Source organism: Mumia sp. Pv4-285 (assembly GCF_041320275.1).
In the GTDB taxonomy this organism is placed as follows: Bacteria; Actinomycetota; Actinomycetes; order Propionibacteriales; family Nocardioidaceae; genus Mumia; species Mumia qirimensis.
Window position 1 is genome coordinate 1452777 of record NZ_CP162023.1, and the last position, 14440, is coordinate 1467216.

A 14440-nucleotide genomic window follows, 5' to 3' on the forward strand; every position below is an offset into this window, starting at 1 on the left:
ACGCTCGTACGATGACGCGCAGCTGGTCGGTCGCCGTTCGGATCTGGGTCGCTGGAGGCCTGCTCGTCGGAGTGCTGGCGTACGCCGGCGAGGCAGGACTCGCGATCGCCGAGGGCCTCGTGCTCGCCGCGCTGGGACTGGCCCTGTCGCCACTGGTCTTCCCGCGATCGCTCCCGGCCCAGGAGGCGCAGCGTCGCAGCGCGGGCGACGGCAGGCCGATCGTCTACTGGCGACCCGGTTGCCGCTTCTGCCTCAGGCTGCGGCTCCGGTTGGGACGACGCGGCCGCGAGGCGCGCTGGGTCAACATCTGGGCCGATCCGGACGGCGCCGCCGCGGTGCGCGCCGCGACGGGCGGTGACGAGACCGTCCCGACGGTCGTGCTCGACGGAGTGGCGGTCGTGAACCCCGATCCTGCCGTGGTGCGCTCCGCGTGCCTCGCGTCGGGCAGGTCCTGACACGAGGCACGCGGAGCGGGTGGTGCAGGGTCCGCCGCCTACGTCGGGGGCGCGGGCGACGGCCCCTGGTCCTTATCGGGTCGAGAGCCCGAAGCCGTACGGGTAGAGCGGGTCGTAGTCCGCGTCGCCGACGTTGATCGGCTCCTGGTCGACCGTGCGCGGCCACGTCACCGGAAGCTTTCCGGTGAAGCGCTTCTTGCCGAAGAGCACGTCAGCGACGCCGTCGCCCTCGCTGCCGGGGAGCCACCCGGCGACGAGACCGTCGATCTTCGACAGCAGCGCCGGCGGAATCTCCAGCGGTCGTCCGGAGACCACGATCACGACGCACTCGGCGGCCTGCGTGCAGACGGTGTCGACGGCCTGCTGGTCGGCGGCGGACAGCAACATGTCCTTCACCGGCCTCGGGACGCCGTTGTCGCCCGGGTCGTAGGCCCACCGCGGACCGCCGACGTCACCGAAGCCCTCCGCGTACGGCGTCTCGCCCACGACGACGACACCGGTCGCGTTGCTCGGCACGGGCGTGGACGCCGTCTCGCTGAAGGTCACGTTGCGCCGCGAGGCGTCGTCGATCCCCTCGAGGATCGTCGTGCCCGGGATCACGTTGGTCGAGCCGCCCTGCCAGGTCAGCGTCCAGCCGCCCGCCTGGTTGCCGATGTTGTCCGCGTTGCTGCCCGCGACGTACACGGGAGCCTTCTTCGACAGCGGCAGCACCCCGCCACGGTTCTTGAGGAGCACCTGCGACTCGGCGACGGCCTCGCGGGCCACCTTGCGGTGTGCGGCGCTGCCGACCTTGTCGATGTTGCGTCGGTCGGTGTACGGCTTCTCGAACAGTCCCAGCTCGAACTTCGCGGTGAGGATGCGGCGCACGGCGTCGTTGATGCGTGCCCGCGAGACGCGTCCTGCCTCGACCTCCTCGGTCAGGGCGGTGATGAACTGGCGGAACTGCGCCGGCTCCATCGCCATGTCCACGCCCGCGTTGACGGCTGTCCGGACCTGGGTGTTCCAGTCGCCGGGGAGCTGGTGGATCGCCTCCCAGTCGCTGATGACCAGGCCGTCGAAGCCCATCCGCCGCTTGAGCACGCCGGTGAGCAGCTGCCGGTTGGCGGTCATCTTGACCGGGTTGCCGACGCCGTCCTCGGTCCAGTCCACGGACGAGAACGACGGCATGACGGACCCGGCGTCGTACTTCTGGATCGCCGGCCAGTAGGGAGCGAGCGCGAGCCGGGCGAACTCCTGCCGGCTCACGATGGAGATGCCCTGGTCGACGGTGTAGTCGCCGGTCGGGGTGCCGTACGTCGTGAGGCCGTCTCCGGCGAAGTGCTTGGGCGTCGCGAGCACGCGGTCGCGGTCGTCGAGCTCGCCACGACGTCCCTGCAGGCCGCGGACCGCGACGGAGAGCCGAGAGACCAGGTCGGGCGACTCGCCGAAGCTCTCGTAGGTCCGACCCCACCGGTCGTCGCGTACGACGCACAGGCACGGTGCGAAGTTCCACTGCGGACCCGTCGCCCGGGTCTCCTTGGCCGTGATGTGGTTGACCTCTTCGACCAGCCTGCGGTCGCGGGTCGCGCCGAGGCCGATGTTGTGCGGGAAGACCGTCGCGCCGTAGAGGTTCGCGTGGCCGTGGACGGCGTCCACGCCGTACAGGACCGGGATCCCGAGGCGGCCGGCGAGGGCGCCGTCCTGGTAGGCGTCGACCATGTCGGCCCAGCCCTCGGGGGTGTTGTCCGCCGGGACGGACCCGCCGCCCGACAGGATGCTGCCGAGACCGAGCTCGGTGACGTCCTCGGGCGTGGCGTTGGCTCGCTCGGCCTGGGTCATCTGCCCGATCTTCTCGGCCAGGGTCATGCGGGAGAGGAGATCGTCGACACGTCGCTCGGTCGACAGACGTGCGTTGAGGTAGGCCGGCGTGCCGGACTGCTTGCCGGCTGCCGTGGTGTCGAGGGTGGCCGGCGCGGCGCTCGCGCCGACCACGGCGAGTCCCGTGACGAGCGCGGCCGCGGCTCCGACGACGAGGGTGGCCCGGTGGAAGGTCGGGCGGGGCGAGGTGTCTCTGCTTCGACGTGCGACTTTCATGGAGTCCTCCGTTCGAATGTGATCTACGTCATACCCGCCCTCCGAATATTGCGTACGCCGCAACAAATGGCAAGGGGTAGCGGCCGACCCGCAGATCTGAGGTACGCCGATCGACGGCCTAGGGACATCACCCGATGAGCCCAGCTACCTCAGACGACGACGATCGATTCATGATCGTGATGCCGGAGTACTACGTGAAGTACGAGATGGACCGCCGTATCGAGCAGGCGCACCCGAGCGCGAGGCACCGCACCGCCCGTCGTCGTCGCCGGCTCGGAGGCTCCCGCGCGGCAGCGCCCCACGCCGCGGGATGACGACCGACGACGCCGCGCGACGCAGCCCCGGCGACGGGGTAATGCACTGGGCTCCTGTCGGTGGTGTGCGAGACGATGGGGTCATGCCCTCCGACTGGACCACGACCGAGCCGCTCGTCGGACGCGAGGTCGAGCTCGAGCGGCTGCTGCTGACGACCGGCGTCGGCGATCCGGAGGCCCGCGGGGGTGTCCTCCTGAGCGGCGACGCCGGCATCGGCAAGACGCGGCTGCTGCGTGAGCTCGCTTCCCGTGCTGCCGACGACGGTCACCACGTCCTCGCCGGGCACTGCCTCGACCTCGGCGACAGCGCCATCCCGTTCCAGCCGTTCGCCGAGGTCCTGGTCGGTCTCGACCCGCCGACCCGACAGGCGATCTCCGAGGCCCTGCCGCCGCTGGGTCCCCTGATGTGGGGAGCCGTGGACGGCGCCGGCGTCGACCGGGGCGAGCTGTTCTCGTCGGTGGTCGCCGCGCTCGAGGTCCTCGCCGCGAGCCGACCGGTCCTTCTCGTCGTCGAGGACGCCCACTGGGCAGACGCCTCCACCCGCCACCTGATCCGCTACGTCCTGGCCCAGCGCTACGAGGGGCCCGTCCGGTTCGTCGTGTCCTACCGCAGCGACGACCTGCACCGCCGTCACCCGCTGCGGCCCGACGTCGCCGAGTGGAGCCGGCTGCCGGGGGTCCAGCGCCTCGAGCTCGGGCCGCTGGCCGACGACGACGTACGCGAGCTCGTACGCACGCGGGCGACCGCCGGCATCGGCGACTCCGACGTGACGGCGATCGTGCGCCGAGCCGCCGGCAACGCGTTCATCGTCGAGGAGCTGATCGACGTCGACGACCAGGCAGGCCCGCTCCCGTCGACGTTGTCCGACCTCATGCTCGTGCGCCTCGACCGGCTCGACGACGCCGGGCGTCAGGTGATCCGTGCGGTGGCCTGCGCGGGTGGCCAGGTCAGCGACGGCCTGCTGGACGCGGTCGTCGACCTCCCCGCGGCGACGATCGAGGAGGCCCTCCGCGGCGCGCTCGACCACCGCATCCTGACGCGCACCCGCAGCGACGGCTACGCCTTCCGGCACGCGCTCCTCGCAGAGGTGGTGCGCGACGACCTGCTCCCCGCCGAGCGCCGACGCATCCACGCGGCCTACGTGCGTGCCCTCCTCGACAACGGCGACTCCGCCGACGTCGCCCGTCACGCCTTCGAGGCGCAGATGCCCGACGTGGCGTTCACGGCGAGCGTGCAGGCGGCCGAGCAGGCGACCCGCGTGACCGGCCACGACGAGGCAGCCCAGCACTACGAGCGCGCGCTGAGCGTCGCGGGCTCGGCGCCCGACGGCACCGACGTCGTCGACCTCGTCATCGCCGCGAGCGAGGCGCTCACCGCCTCCGGATACGTCCGGCGTGCCTGGAAGCTCATCGACGACCACCTCCAGGACGCTCCACGCGACCTGTCGGACGAGGAGCGCGGCCGACTGCTCGTCGCGTACGGCACGGCGGCGCTTCTCGCCGACCGCCTCGTCGAGCCGGTGCAGGCGGTCGAGCAGGCGTTCGCCGTCGTGCCCGAGCAGCCGACAGCACTGCGCGCGTCGCTCGAGGCCCTGGCTGCCCAGGTCGCCGCCAACGACCGCCGCTTCGACGACGCGATCCGCTGGGCCACGCAGGCGATCACGCTCGGCCAACGGCTCGGGCTCACCCGGGTCGTCGCTGACGCGTCCGCCACGAAGGCTCGCGCCCGATCCCGGATCGGTGACGACCCGGGTGGCGACGAGCGCCGCTTCCACGACGTCGCCGAGACGGCGCGAGGGGCCGGCAACGTCGTCGCCGAGCTGCGCGCCCGTCACCACCTGGCCTTCCACTACTACGAGCGCGGCGATCTCGACCGCGCCGAGCGCGAGTTCCTCGGTGCCATGCGCACCGCGGCCGACGCGGGTCGACAGTGGGCTCCCTACGGATTCGACGGTCGCTTCTTCGCCGCGGTGACGGCCTACCACCGGGGCCGCTGGGACCTCGTCGAGGAGCTCGTCGACATCACCGCGCTGCGGCCGCCGTCGGTGCACGCGGCGTGCCTGGAGGCGGTCGGCCTGCTGGTGCACGCCGGTCGCGGCGAGCGCGACAGGCTTGCGACCGTGCGTCGCCTGCGCGACTTCTGGCCGAAGGACATCGCGCTCGCCATCCACAGCGGTACGGCGGCGATCGACCTCGCGTCCGACGCCTCCGCGGCCGCGGTCTGGCACGACGAGCTCGTCGCCACGCTCGCCAAGGACTGGGCCGGGCCGTTCCCGCCGGCTCGCCTCAGGATGGGAGCGCTTCTCGTCGCACGGTTCGCCGACGATGCCGCCCACACCTCGACGACGGAGCGGGCCGCGTGGGTGGATCGAGCGCACGAGCTGCGCGCCGACGCCGACCGCGCCATCGCCGAGCGCGGGCCGTTCGGCATCGAGGGCGATGCATGGAGCCAACGCCTGGACGCCGAGATCCTCCGGCTCCGCTGGTACGCCGGTGCGGAGACCGAGCTCGCAACCCTCCTCGACTCGTGGCAGGCCACACTCAAGAACTTCGCCGCCCTCGGCGACCCCTACGAGGAGGCCCGTTCCGGTTCCCGCCTCGCTGAGGTGCTCCATGCGTCCGGTGACGTCCCAGGAGCTAAGGCCGCCGCGGACGCCGCCCACGACAAGGCGCTCGCACTGCGGGCGCAACCGCTCCTCCGGCGCCTCGAGCCGTTCCTCGGCAGCGGTGCGGGCGGTGGCTCTCCCCGCACGGTCACCGTGAGCGCGCCGGCGCCCCAGCCCGGCGAGAAGCCGCTGACCGCCCGCGAGCGCGAGGTGCTCGACCACCTCGTCGAGGGCCGTACGAACGGCGAGATCGCGACCCTGCTCTTCATCAGCACCAAGACCGTCTCGGTGCACGTCTCCAACATCCTCGCGAAGCTGGGCGCGTCCACCCGCACCGAGGCCGCGGCGATCGCTCGGCGTCAGCGCGTCTGAGCCGCTACCCCGACGTCGCGTCGAGGTGCTGGAGCAGCTCGTGGGCCGCGAGCTCGACGTCCTTGTGGCGCCACTCGGCGGCACGATAGACGACGGCGATGAGACCCGTGCGGTGGATGCGGCGGAAATCCCCGTACACGAACGCGTACCCTGCCTTGCTCTCGTCCGAGGGCCCGACCGTGAGGCCGAGGAACCATTGCGCGTACTCCTCCCACGTGTGCCTCTCCAGGAACGCGTTCTCGTCCGCCGCGCTCGGCTGGACGTCGCCCCAGTCGCTGTCGAGCACGTACTGCCGCGCGTCGATGAGGGCCCGCGCCTTCGCGACGCCGGCCGGGTTCACCTCGTAGGTCGCCATGACGTCATCGTCGCCCTGCAGGCCGTCCCGCGCAGGTGGGATCACGCACGCCAGGCGCGCTCGAGGTCGTCGTTCGTGAGACCGGTGAGGACGGAGGCGAGCTGGTCTCGGGCGGGCTCGGCTCCTTCCTCGACTCCCGGTCCGCGCATCTTGACGAGGATCCACTGCTCCTTCGGACCCGGCGCGCTGGTCCGCGTCAGTGCGTACGGTCCCACCAGCTTCTGCCCGTGCAGGACGACGACGAGGTGTCCGTCCGCCAGGGCCTGGCTCGCGCGGAGGGGCTCCCCACCCCGCCGGGTGCGGTGCTCGAACGTCCCGATGTCCCACACGACGACGCTCCCGACCTTCCTGCCCGCACGCTCGTAGGCACCCTCGTAGCCGGCGTGCGCGAGGTCGTGGTCGTCGGCGCGCACGGCGAGCCGCTTCTGAGCGGGATCCGGCGACGGACCCTTCGGGACCGCCCACGAGACGAGGACGCCGTCGATCTCGAGGCGGAGGTCGAAGTGGAGGGCCGTCGCGCGGTGACGTTGGCAGACGTAGACAGGCGCAGACTGCGGCACTCCGGCACGGTAGCGCCGAGCGGCGCCGCCTGCGCGGCGACGCGGCCCGGGCTTAGGGTCGAGAGGTGGCGGTCGCCCTCGGCTGGGGAGACCGGACGACGACGAGGAGATCACGTGACTCAGGCCCGCATCGGAGTGACCGGACTGGCCGTGATGGGCCGCAACCTGGCTCGCAACCTCGCGCGCCACGGCTATCCCGTCGCTCTGCACAACCGCACCTACGCCCGCACTCAGAAGCTCGTCGAGGAGCACGGCGACGAAGGTACGTTCCTGCCGTCGGAGGGGATGCGCGATTTCGTCGACTCGATCGAACGCCCGAGGCCGATCATCATCATGGTCAAGGCGGGGGAGCCGACCGATGCCGTCATCGACGAGCTGGCCGAGCTCCTCGACGAGGGCGACATCATCATCGACTGCGGCAACGCCCACTTCGCCGACACGCGACGACGCGAGGCCGCGCTGCGCGACAAGGGACTGCACTTCGTCGGAGCGGGCGTGTCCGGTGGCGAGGAGGGCGCGCTCAACGGCCCGAGCATCATGCCCGGCGGGTCGGTCGAGTCGTACGCGACCCTCGGCCCGATGTTCGAGGCGATCGCAGCCCAGGTCGACGACACCCCGTGCTGCACGCACGTCGGACCGGACGGCGCCGGCCACTTCGTCAAGATGGTCCACAATGGCATCGAGTACGCCGACATGCAGCTGATCGCCGAGGCGTACGACCTCCTCCGCCACGGTCTCGGCGCTGAGCCCGCCCGCATCGCGGAGATCTTCGGCCAGTGGAACGAGGGCGATCTCGAGTCGTACCTCATCGAGATCACCGCCGACGTGCTCGGCCACACCGACGCGGAGACCGGGCACGCGTTCGTCGACGTGGTGCTCGACCAGGCGGAGCAGAAGGGCACCGGTCGCTGGACCGTGCAGACCGCCCTCGACCTCGGCGTGCCGGTCACCGGGATCGCCGAGGCGACGTTCGCGCGGTCGGTCTCCGGGCACGCGGAGCAGCGCGAGCCCGCCCGCGCCGCGTATCCGGACGCGCACGCCGACACCGCCTGGCGGCCTGACGACGCCGACGCGTTCACCGAAGACGTCCGGCGCGCGCTGTACGCGTCGAAGGTGGTCGCGTACGCGCAGGGTTTCGACGAGATCCAGGCCGGGAGCAAGGAGTACGGGTGGGCGGTCGACCCCGGCGCGATGGCGACGATCTGGCGCGGCGGCTGCATCATCCGCGCGCGGTTCCTCGACCGGATCCGGGAGGCGTACGACGCCGATCCCGACCTGCCCACGCTGCTGGTCGCGCCGTACTTCGTCGATGCAGTGCAGGCCGGGCTGGAGTCCTGGCGGCGTGTGGTCGCGATCGCGGCCCGCACCGGCGTCCCAGCGCCGGCCTTCGCGTCGTCCCTCGCCTACTTCGACGCACTGCGTGCCGACCGGCTTCCCGCCGCCCTCATCCAGGGCCTCCGCGACGACTTCGGCGCGCACACCTACCGTCGTGTCGACAAGGAAGGCACCTTCCACACCCTGTGGGCCGAGGGGCGCACGGAGCAGAGCGCAGACTGAGGCCCGCCCGTCGACGAGGTCACTGGATCGGTTCGACTCCCGCGAGTCCCAGCGCGACGACGGCAACGATCGCAGCCGCGCCTGCGGCGACGACGTAGGCGGTCATCTTCCGCGCGCGGCGCTCGCGAACCTCGTACGACGTCGCGGCCTCCTCGACCGACAAGGCGTCCTTGTGCTCCATGCTCCACACCCCCGTCCTCGCATGGATAGGCTCGATGCAGGGGGAGTACCCCGTCGAGGACGCCCCAACCACTCCGTGCCTCAGTTCACGAGCGAACAGCCAGCGGTCTCAGCGCTCCGACACCCGGATCACCGACGGGGGCACCGGGATGCCGTCGCGCAGGTCGGGCGCCGGCTGCGGCTCCCCGGCGACCTCGCGCAGCGGCACCACGCCCGCCCATGCCGGGCCGGCGACGTCCACGGTCTCGTCGTCCGGCCAGCCGTCGGACACCTTGAGCGACCAGCGTCGGATCGGCAGCGCCAGCACCATGGTCGCCGCGAGCTCACGTCGCGTCGACGGCCTCACCTCCGCGGCACGCCCGGGGACCAGTGCCTCGGTGAGCAGGTCCAGCGCAGCGCCCTGGCGGTCGTCCGGGACAGGAGTCGCGGCACCGAACAGCACGGCACTGCGGTAGCGCAACGACGACTCGAAGGCCGAACGGGCCACGACGATCCCGTCCAGGGCCGTCACCGCGACGGACACCGGGCCTCCCTCGGCGACCGTCCGCATCCAGGGGGATCCGGTGGAGCCGTGGATGAGGAGCGTGTCGCCGTCTCGTGCGAAGGCCGTCGGAAGCACCACGGGCGCACCGTCGACGACCACCGCGACGTGGCACACCCGAGACGAGTCGAGCAGCTGGTCGAGCGCGCGACGGTCGTGCCGTTGCTTCTCGGCGAGACGGGTGACCTGGGTGCGGGGTGAGTCGGACGAGGGCATGGCTCGCATCCTAGGGACGCCGGCCCCCGCCCCGCAGCCGACTATCGGGCGGAGGCGACGTACTCGTTGAGCTGGTCGCGCTCGAACTGCAGCTGCTGCATCCGGAACTTCACGGCGTCGCCGATCGACAGGAGCGCGACCAGCGCCTCGTCCTCGTCGATCACCGGGACGTGGCGAATGCGTTCGTTGGTCATGATCTCGAGCATCGCCGTGATCGAGTCGTCGGGCGTGCAGGTGTGGACGTCGGCCGTCATGATCGACGACACCCGCTCCGTCGTCGGGTCGGCGATGCCACGGAGCTTGCGCACGACGTCGCGCTCCGACACGATCCCGAGGACGTGGGTGCCGTCGTCGCTGACGACGAGGGCACCGATGTTGCGTTCACCCAGCTCGTCGAGGAGCTCGGAGACCGGAGCGTCGGGCCCGATCGTGAAGACCTCGGTGCTGCCCTTGGACGTGATGACGTCGCTGACCTTCATCGTGGGACCCCCTCGGACGCGGACGATGGGGTCAACCTAGCGTGACACCGGTCACGCTCACCACCCCTGAGGCGGACCCTGCTGCCCGTAGGACTGACCGGGCTGCTGACCGGGCTGCTGACCGGGCGGCCCGTACGGGCCGGCGGCCCCGTACGCGCTGCCGCCGGGGTACGGGGTGTCCCACCCCGGTGTGCTGCGCGAGAACCACGCATTGGCCCCACCGGTGAACAGCAGCACCACGACCGCGATGCCGGCCGCGGCCCACAGCAGCGAGATGACCGACAGGATCATGACGAACCCGAGCAGGATCGTCACGCCGGAGAGCACCGTCAGCGCGATCCGTGCCCAGCCCGCCCGACGGAGCACCAGGACACCGAGCGCGACGGCGGCGAGGCAGGCAAGGACGCACAGGACGACGGCGACGTACACGCCGGGCATGTTGTCGTCCAGCACGTCGAGGTCGCTCGCGCTGAGGTCGTACTCGCCCGGGTTCTGGCGCATCTCCTCGATGATCACGCCGGCCAGCGCGCCGATCAGCACCCACCCGAGCGCGGTGAGCGCGGACATCACGATCGCCGTCCAGGCCGCGATCGTCACGGTCACCGGACGGGCGTCGGGATCGTTCGGGATCGGATAGCTCGCCTGCGGCAGACCGGCGGCGTAGGGGTCGTACTGCGCGGGCTGCTGACCGTAGGAGCCGTACTGCGGCTGTCCTCCGTACTGCGGCTGCTCCTGCCCGAACGAGGGCTGTCCGTACTGCGGCGGCTGCCCGTAGGACGGCTGCCCGGGCGCGGGCTGACCGTACGACGGAGCCGGATCGGAACCGGCAGGGCGACCGGGCTCGGGCGAGGACGGGGGCGTCGGAGTGGACATGGCGCCGATCCTACCGACGGGGCTGCCCGCCGAGCGCTCGGATCAGGAGTCGGAACGGCGGTGGGCGGCCAGGTCGGTGACGTTGGTCGGAGCGGGCGACGCGCCGACCGTGTCCGGGGCGTCGTCGCGCTCGTCGTACGGCTCGTTGTCGGGGAAGTAGCCGAGGTAGGCCATCGCCGCGTCGTGCAGCATCGAGTTCGTGGCGAGCGCGTTGCCGTGCCACGGTCCGGGCTGCCCGTTGAGGGCCGTGAAGGTGCCCCCAGCCTCGCGGACGATCGGGTCGAGCGCCGCCATGTCCCACAGCGCGAGCTCGGGCTCGGCGGCGATGTCGACGGCGCCCTCGGCGAGCAGCATGTAGGACCAGAAGTCGCCGTAGCCGCGCGTCCGCCAGCATCGGCGCGTGAGGGCGAGGAAGCTCTCGAGCTTGCCGATCTCCTCCCAGCCTCCGAGCGAGGCGTACGCCAGCGACGCGTCGTCGATGCGGTCGACCTTGGAGACCTGGAGGCGGGTGGCCGACATCAGCGACTTGCCCACGTACGCGCCGCCGCCCTTCGACGCCCACCAGCGCCGGCCGAGCGCGGGCGCGGACACGCAGGACGCCACGACCTCGTCCTCGACGGCGAGCGCGATGAGCGTCGCCCAGACCGGCACGCCGCGCACGTAGTTGGAGGTGCCGTCGATGGGGTCGATGATCCAGCGGCGGGTGGCGTCCTCGACGGTGCCGACCTGCTCGCCGTTCTCCTCGCCGAGCACGATGTCGCGGGTGCGGGCGTTGCGCAGCGTCCGCCGGATCGCGTGCTCGACGGCCTGGTCGGCCTCCGTCACCCAGGTCGCGTCGGGCTTGGTCGAGACCACGAGGTCTGCGGTCCGGAACTTCTCCATCGAGATCGCGTCGGCGTTGTCGGCGAGCACGTGGCAGAGCCGGAGATCGTCGTGGTGGGAGTGCGCCATGGCCCCACAGTAGAGGTTCGCGGCCCTAGGATGGACCGCGTCCGGAAGGAGGGCGCATGTTCGACTTCATCGACGGTGTCCCGATGCATCCCCTGTTCCTCCACGCACCGATCGTGCTGGTGCCGGTGACGGCGCTGCTGACCCTCGCGTTCCTCGTGCCGCGGTGGCGGTGGGCGCTGCGGTGGCCGATCGCCGTCCTCGCGGTCCTGACCGCCGGCGCCACGTACGCGACGGTGCAGTCGGGCGAAGACCTCAAGGCGAACCTCGAGCTCGGCGGCGAGATCGCGGCGGCGATCGACGTGCACCAGACGTGGGGTGAGCGGCTGCTGTACGCCACGATCGTGCTCGCGGTGCTGGCCGTGATCGCGGCGATCGTCGTGTCACGCACGGCGGGGGTCGCCGCGACCGTGATGGCGGTGCTGCTCGCGATCTCCGGCGTCACCGCGGCATGGCTGACGTACGAGACCGGCGACCGCGGCTCGCGCGCGGTGTGGTGCGCCACCGGGTTGGCGGCCGGCGAGACCGAGTCGCTGGAGGAGTGCCTCCGCACCTGACCGGCCGCGTGCTGCGTCAGGTGAGGTCGTTGCCCTCGCGGCTCGCGAGGAGCCGGCGGAACGAGTCGACCCGGGACGCGTCGAGCTGCCCCTCCGCCGCGGCCACGTCGAGGGCGCACTCGGGTTCTTCGGCGGTGTGGAGGCACCCGCGTGGGCAGTCGCGCGCCGCGGAGGCGAGGTCCGGGAAGGCGGCGAGCAGGCGTTCGACGGACACGTGCGCGAGTCCGAAGCTGCGGATCCCCGGCGTGTCCACGATCCATCCGCCGAACGGGAGCGGGAGGACGCGCGTCGACGTGGAGGTGTGCCGGCCGCGACGGCTGACCACGTTGACGTCGCCGGTCGCGAGATCGGCGTCGGGGACCAGGGCGTTCACGAGCGTGGACTTGCCGACGCCGGAGTGTCCGACGAGCACGCTCGTACGCCCGCGGAGTCGCTCGCGGACCATCTCGAGGTCGCCGCCACGCTCCGTGACGACGACGTCCACCTCGAGCGGGACGAGTGCCTCCACCAGCGCGGACGGGTCGCCCAGGTCGGCCTTCGTGAGGCACACCAGCGGCGTCATGCCGGCGTCGAACGCGGCGACGAGGCAGCGGTCGATCAGCCGCGGCCGCGGCGGGGGGTCGGAGAGTGCCGCCACGACCACCATCTGGTCGGCGTTCGCGACGATCACGCGCTCGATCGGGTCGTTGTCGTCGGCGGTACGACGCAGGACCGTCGTGCGCTCCTCGACCTCGACGATGCGGGCGAGCGTGTCCGGCCTGCCGGTCGTGTCACCGACGACGCGGACGCGGTCTCCGACCACGACCGCCTTGCGACCCAGCGGCCTCGACTTCATCGCCGTCACCGCGCGCTCGTCGTCGCCGACGAGCAGCGTGTACCGGCCGCGGTCGACCCCGATGACCCAGCCCGAGTCGGCGTCGTCGTACGACGGGCGCTCCTTCGTGCGAGGACGCGTGTGGCGGCGGGGACGGTCGAACCGCTCGTGCGGCCGGTCCTCGTCGTAGCGCTGCGTCACGACGCGAACCGCTGCCAGTCCTGCTCGAAGCCCGGGTAGGTCTTCGCCGTCGTCGCGATGTCGTGGACCTGGACGCCCTTGACGGCGAGTCCCAGCACGGCTGCGGCGTGGGCCATCCGGTGGTCGGCGTACGTCTCCAGGTCCGCGGCGTGCAGCGGTCGTGGGTGGATGGTGAGTCCGTCGGCGTGCTCGTCGACCTCTCCGCCCATCCGGGTGATCTCGGCGGTGAGCGCGGCGAGCCGGTCGGTCTCGTGACCCCGCAGGTGGGCGATGCCGGTGAGCGTGGAGGGACCCGCCGCGACCGCGGCGACCGCGGCGACGACAGGAGTGAGCTCTCCCTCGTCGCGCAGGTCGAGCCGGACCCCGCGCAGCGTGTCAGGAGCCACCACCAGCAGGTCGTCGCCGTCGATGTGCACCTCGGCCCCGAAGGCCTGTGCGATCTCGCGCCAGCGGTCACCGGGCTGGTCGGTCTCGAGCGGCCAGTGGCGGACGCGGACCCGCCCACCGGTGACGAGGGCACCGGCGACGAACGCGCCGGCGTTGGACAGGTCGGGCTCGATCGCGCAGTCGTACGCGGCGATCGGGCCGGGTTCGACCACCCAGCGCTCCGAGCCCGCTTCGACGGAGACGCCACGTCGTGCGAGCTCGGTCAGGGTCATCCGCACGTGCGGCATCGACGGGACGGGCGGGCCCTCGTGACGCACGTCGATGCCCTCGTCGTAGCGCGCTCCGGCGAGAAGCAGCGCGGACAGGAACTGGCTGGACGCGGACGCGTCGATCGTGACCGCACCGCCGAGGACGCGTCCGGAGCCGCGGACCGTGAACGGCATCGTGCCGCGGGCGTCGTCGTCGATCGTGACTCCGAGGGCACGGAGGCTGCTGATCGTCGTGGACATCGGACGCTGACGGGCGTACTCGTCGCCGTCGACCTCGACGTCGCCGTCGACCAGGGCGGCGACCGGCGGCACGAAGCGCATGACGGTGCCGGCCAGCCCCACGTCGATCGTGACCGGCGCCTGCCGCTCTCCCCACGCCGCAGGAGTCACCGTCCAGCCGTCACCGTCCTCGATGACGGACGCGCCCAGCGAGCGCAGGGCGTCGGCCATCAGCACCGTGTCGCGAGAGACCAGCGGGCGGCTCACGCGCGAGGGCCCGTCGGCCAGCGCGGACAGGATCAGGACGCGGTTCGTCTGCGACTTCGACCCGAGCAGCGACACGGTCGCGTCGACGGGGTCGGGACGGAAAGGGGCAGCCCACAGTGGTGACGTCATCGCACCCGAGCCTATCGGTTCACCCGTCTCCGGCATGGCCGACGCCGTACGAAGGCGGCCGGTGCCTG

Annotated in this window: 15 protein-coding genes; 5 read left to right on the forward strand and 10 right to left on the reverse strand. The window is 71.9% G+C overall.

Features of this window, described 5'->3' with window-relative positions:
• Positions 1-11: 11 nt before the first annotated feature.
• Positions 12-455 carry a glutaredoxin domain-containing protein gene (locus AB3M34_RS06960; RefSeq protein ID WP_370618495.1) on the forward strand — a complete coding sequence of 148 codons (444 nt, stop codon included), beginning with the start codon at positions 12-14 and terminating at the stop codon, positions 453-455.
• A 72-nt stretch (positions 456-527) separates the two neighbouring features.
• Here the strand turns inward: AB3M34_RS06960 and AB3M34_RS06965 are convergent, their stop codons facing one another.
• A complete protein-coding gene (locus AB3M34_RS06965; RefSeq protein ID WP_370618497.1) occupies positions 528-2528 on the reverse strand; it encodes a glycoside hydrolase family 3 protein in 2001 nt (666 codons plus the stop codon).
• 170 nt (positions 2529-2698) lie between these two features.
• On the opposite strand from AB3M34_RS06965, the gene AB3M34_RS06970 reads away from it, so the two are divergent.
• Both AB3M34_RS06970 and AB3M34_RS06975 read left to right on the forward strand, forming a co-directional pair.
• Complete coding sequence (locus tag AB3M34_RS06970) at positions 2699-2842, forward strand: hypothetical protein (RefSeq protein WP_370618498.1); 144 nt, start codon at positions 2699-2701, stop codon at positions 2840-2842.
• A gap of 83 nt (positions 2843-2925) precedes the next feature.
• On the forward strand, positions 2926-5820 hold the full coding sequence (locus AB3M34_RS06975; RefSeq protein ID WP_370618500.1) for a helix-turn-helix transcriptional regulator: 2895 nt from the start codon (positions 2926-2928) through the stop codon (positions 5818-5820).
• Positions 5821-5824: 4 nt separating this feature from the next.
• On the opposite strand, the gene AB3M34_RS06980 is transcribed toward AB3M34_RS06975, so the two are convergent.
• Both AB3M34_RS06980 and AB3M34_RS06985 read right to left on the reverse strand, forming a co-directional pair.
• Entirely contained in the window at positions 5825-6175 is a 351-nt protein-coding gene (locus AB3M34_RS06980; RefSeq protein WP_370618501.1) for a hypothetical protein, read from the reverse strand.
• Positions 6176-6216: 41 nt separating this feature from the next.
• Positions 6217-6735: a DNA polymerase ligase N-terminal domain-containing protein gene (locus AB3M34_RS06985; RefSeq protein WP_370618503.1), complete on the reverse strand. Its 519-nt coding sequence runs from the start codon at positions 6733-6735 to the stop codon at positions 6217-6219.
• Between the two features lie 114 nt (positions 6736-6849).
• Here AB3M34_RS06985 and gndA point away from each other — a divergent pair, with 114 nt between their 5' ends.
• Positions 6850-8292: an NADP-dependent phosphogluconate dehydrogenase gene (gene gndA / locus AB3M34_RS06990; protein WP_370618505.1), complete on the forward strand. Its 1443-nt coding sequence runs from the start codon at positions 6850-6852 to the stop codon at positions 8290-8292.
• A gap of 19 nt (positions 8293-8311) precedes the next feature.
• Here the strand turns inward: gndA and AB3M34_RS06995 are convergent, their stop codons facing one another.
• The 5 genes from AB3M34_RS06995 to AB3M34_RS07015 form a co-directional block, all read right to left on the reverse strand.
• A complete protein-coding gene (locus AB3M34_RS06995) occupies positions 8312-8473 on the reverse strand; it encodes a hypothetical protein (protein WP_370618506.1) in 162 nt (53 codons plus the stop codon).
• Between the two features lie 108 nt (positions 8474-8581).
• Entirely contained in the window at positions 8582-9229 is a 648-nt protein-coding gene (locus AB3M34_RS07000; RefSeq protein ID WP_370618508.1) for a pyridoxamine 5'-phosphate oxidase family protein, read from the reverse strand.
• Between the two features lie 41 nt (positions 9230-9270).
• Positions 9271-9708 (reverse strand): CBS domain-containing protein, encoded by a 438-nt coding sequence (locus tag AB3M34_RS07005; protein ID WP_370618509.1) that lies wholly within the window; start codon positions 9706-9708, stop codon positions 9271-9273.
• 57 nt (positions 9709-9765) lie between these two features.
• Positions 9766-10581, reverse strand: coding sequence for a hypothetical protein (locus AB3M34_RS07010; RefSeq protein ID WP_370618511.1), 816 nt, complete (start codon positions 10579-10581; stop codon positions 9766-9768).
• 42 nt (positions 10582-10623) lie between these two features.
• Positions 10624-11532, reverse strand: a complete 909-nt coding sequence (locus AB3M34_RS07015) for an inositol monophosphatase family protein (protein ID WP_370618512.1) — start codon at positions 11530-11532, stop codon at positions 10624-10626.
• 56 nt (positions 11533-11588) lie between these two features.
• On the opposite strand from AB3M34_RS07015, the gene AB3M34_RS07020 reads away from it, so the two are divergent.
• The gene (locus AB3M34_RS07020) at positions 11589-12086 is read left to right on the forward strand and encodes a DUF2231 domain-containing protein (protein ID WP_370618514.1); all 498 of its coding nucleotides are present in this window, start codon (positions 11589-11591) and stop codon (positions 12084-12086) included.
• A 16-nt stretch (positions 12087-12102) separates the two neighbouring features.
• Here the strand turns inward: AB3M34_RS07020 and rsgA are convergent, their stop codons facing one another.
• Complete coding sequence (gene rsgA, locus AB3M34_RS07025; protein ID WP_370618516.1) at positions 12103-13101, reverse strand: ribosome small subunit-dependent GTPase A; 999 nt, start codon at positions 13099-13101, stop codon at positions 12103-12105.
• Positions 13098-14372 (reverse strand): 3-phosphoshikimate 1-carboxyvinyltransferase, encoded by a 1275-nt coding sequence (gene aroA, locus AB3M34_RS07030; protein WP_370618518.1) that lies wholly within the window; start codon positions 14370-14372, stop codon positions 13098-13100. Before aroA ends, rsgA begins: the two co-directional genes overlap by 4 nt.
• Positions 14373-14440: the final 68 nt, after the last annotated feature.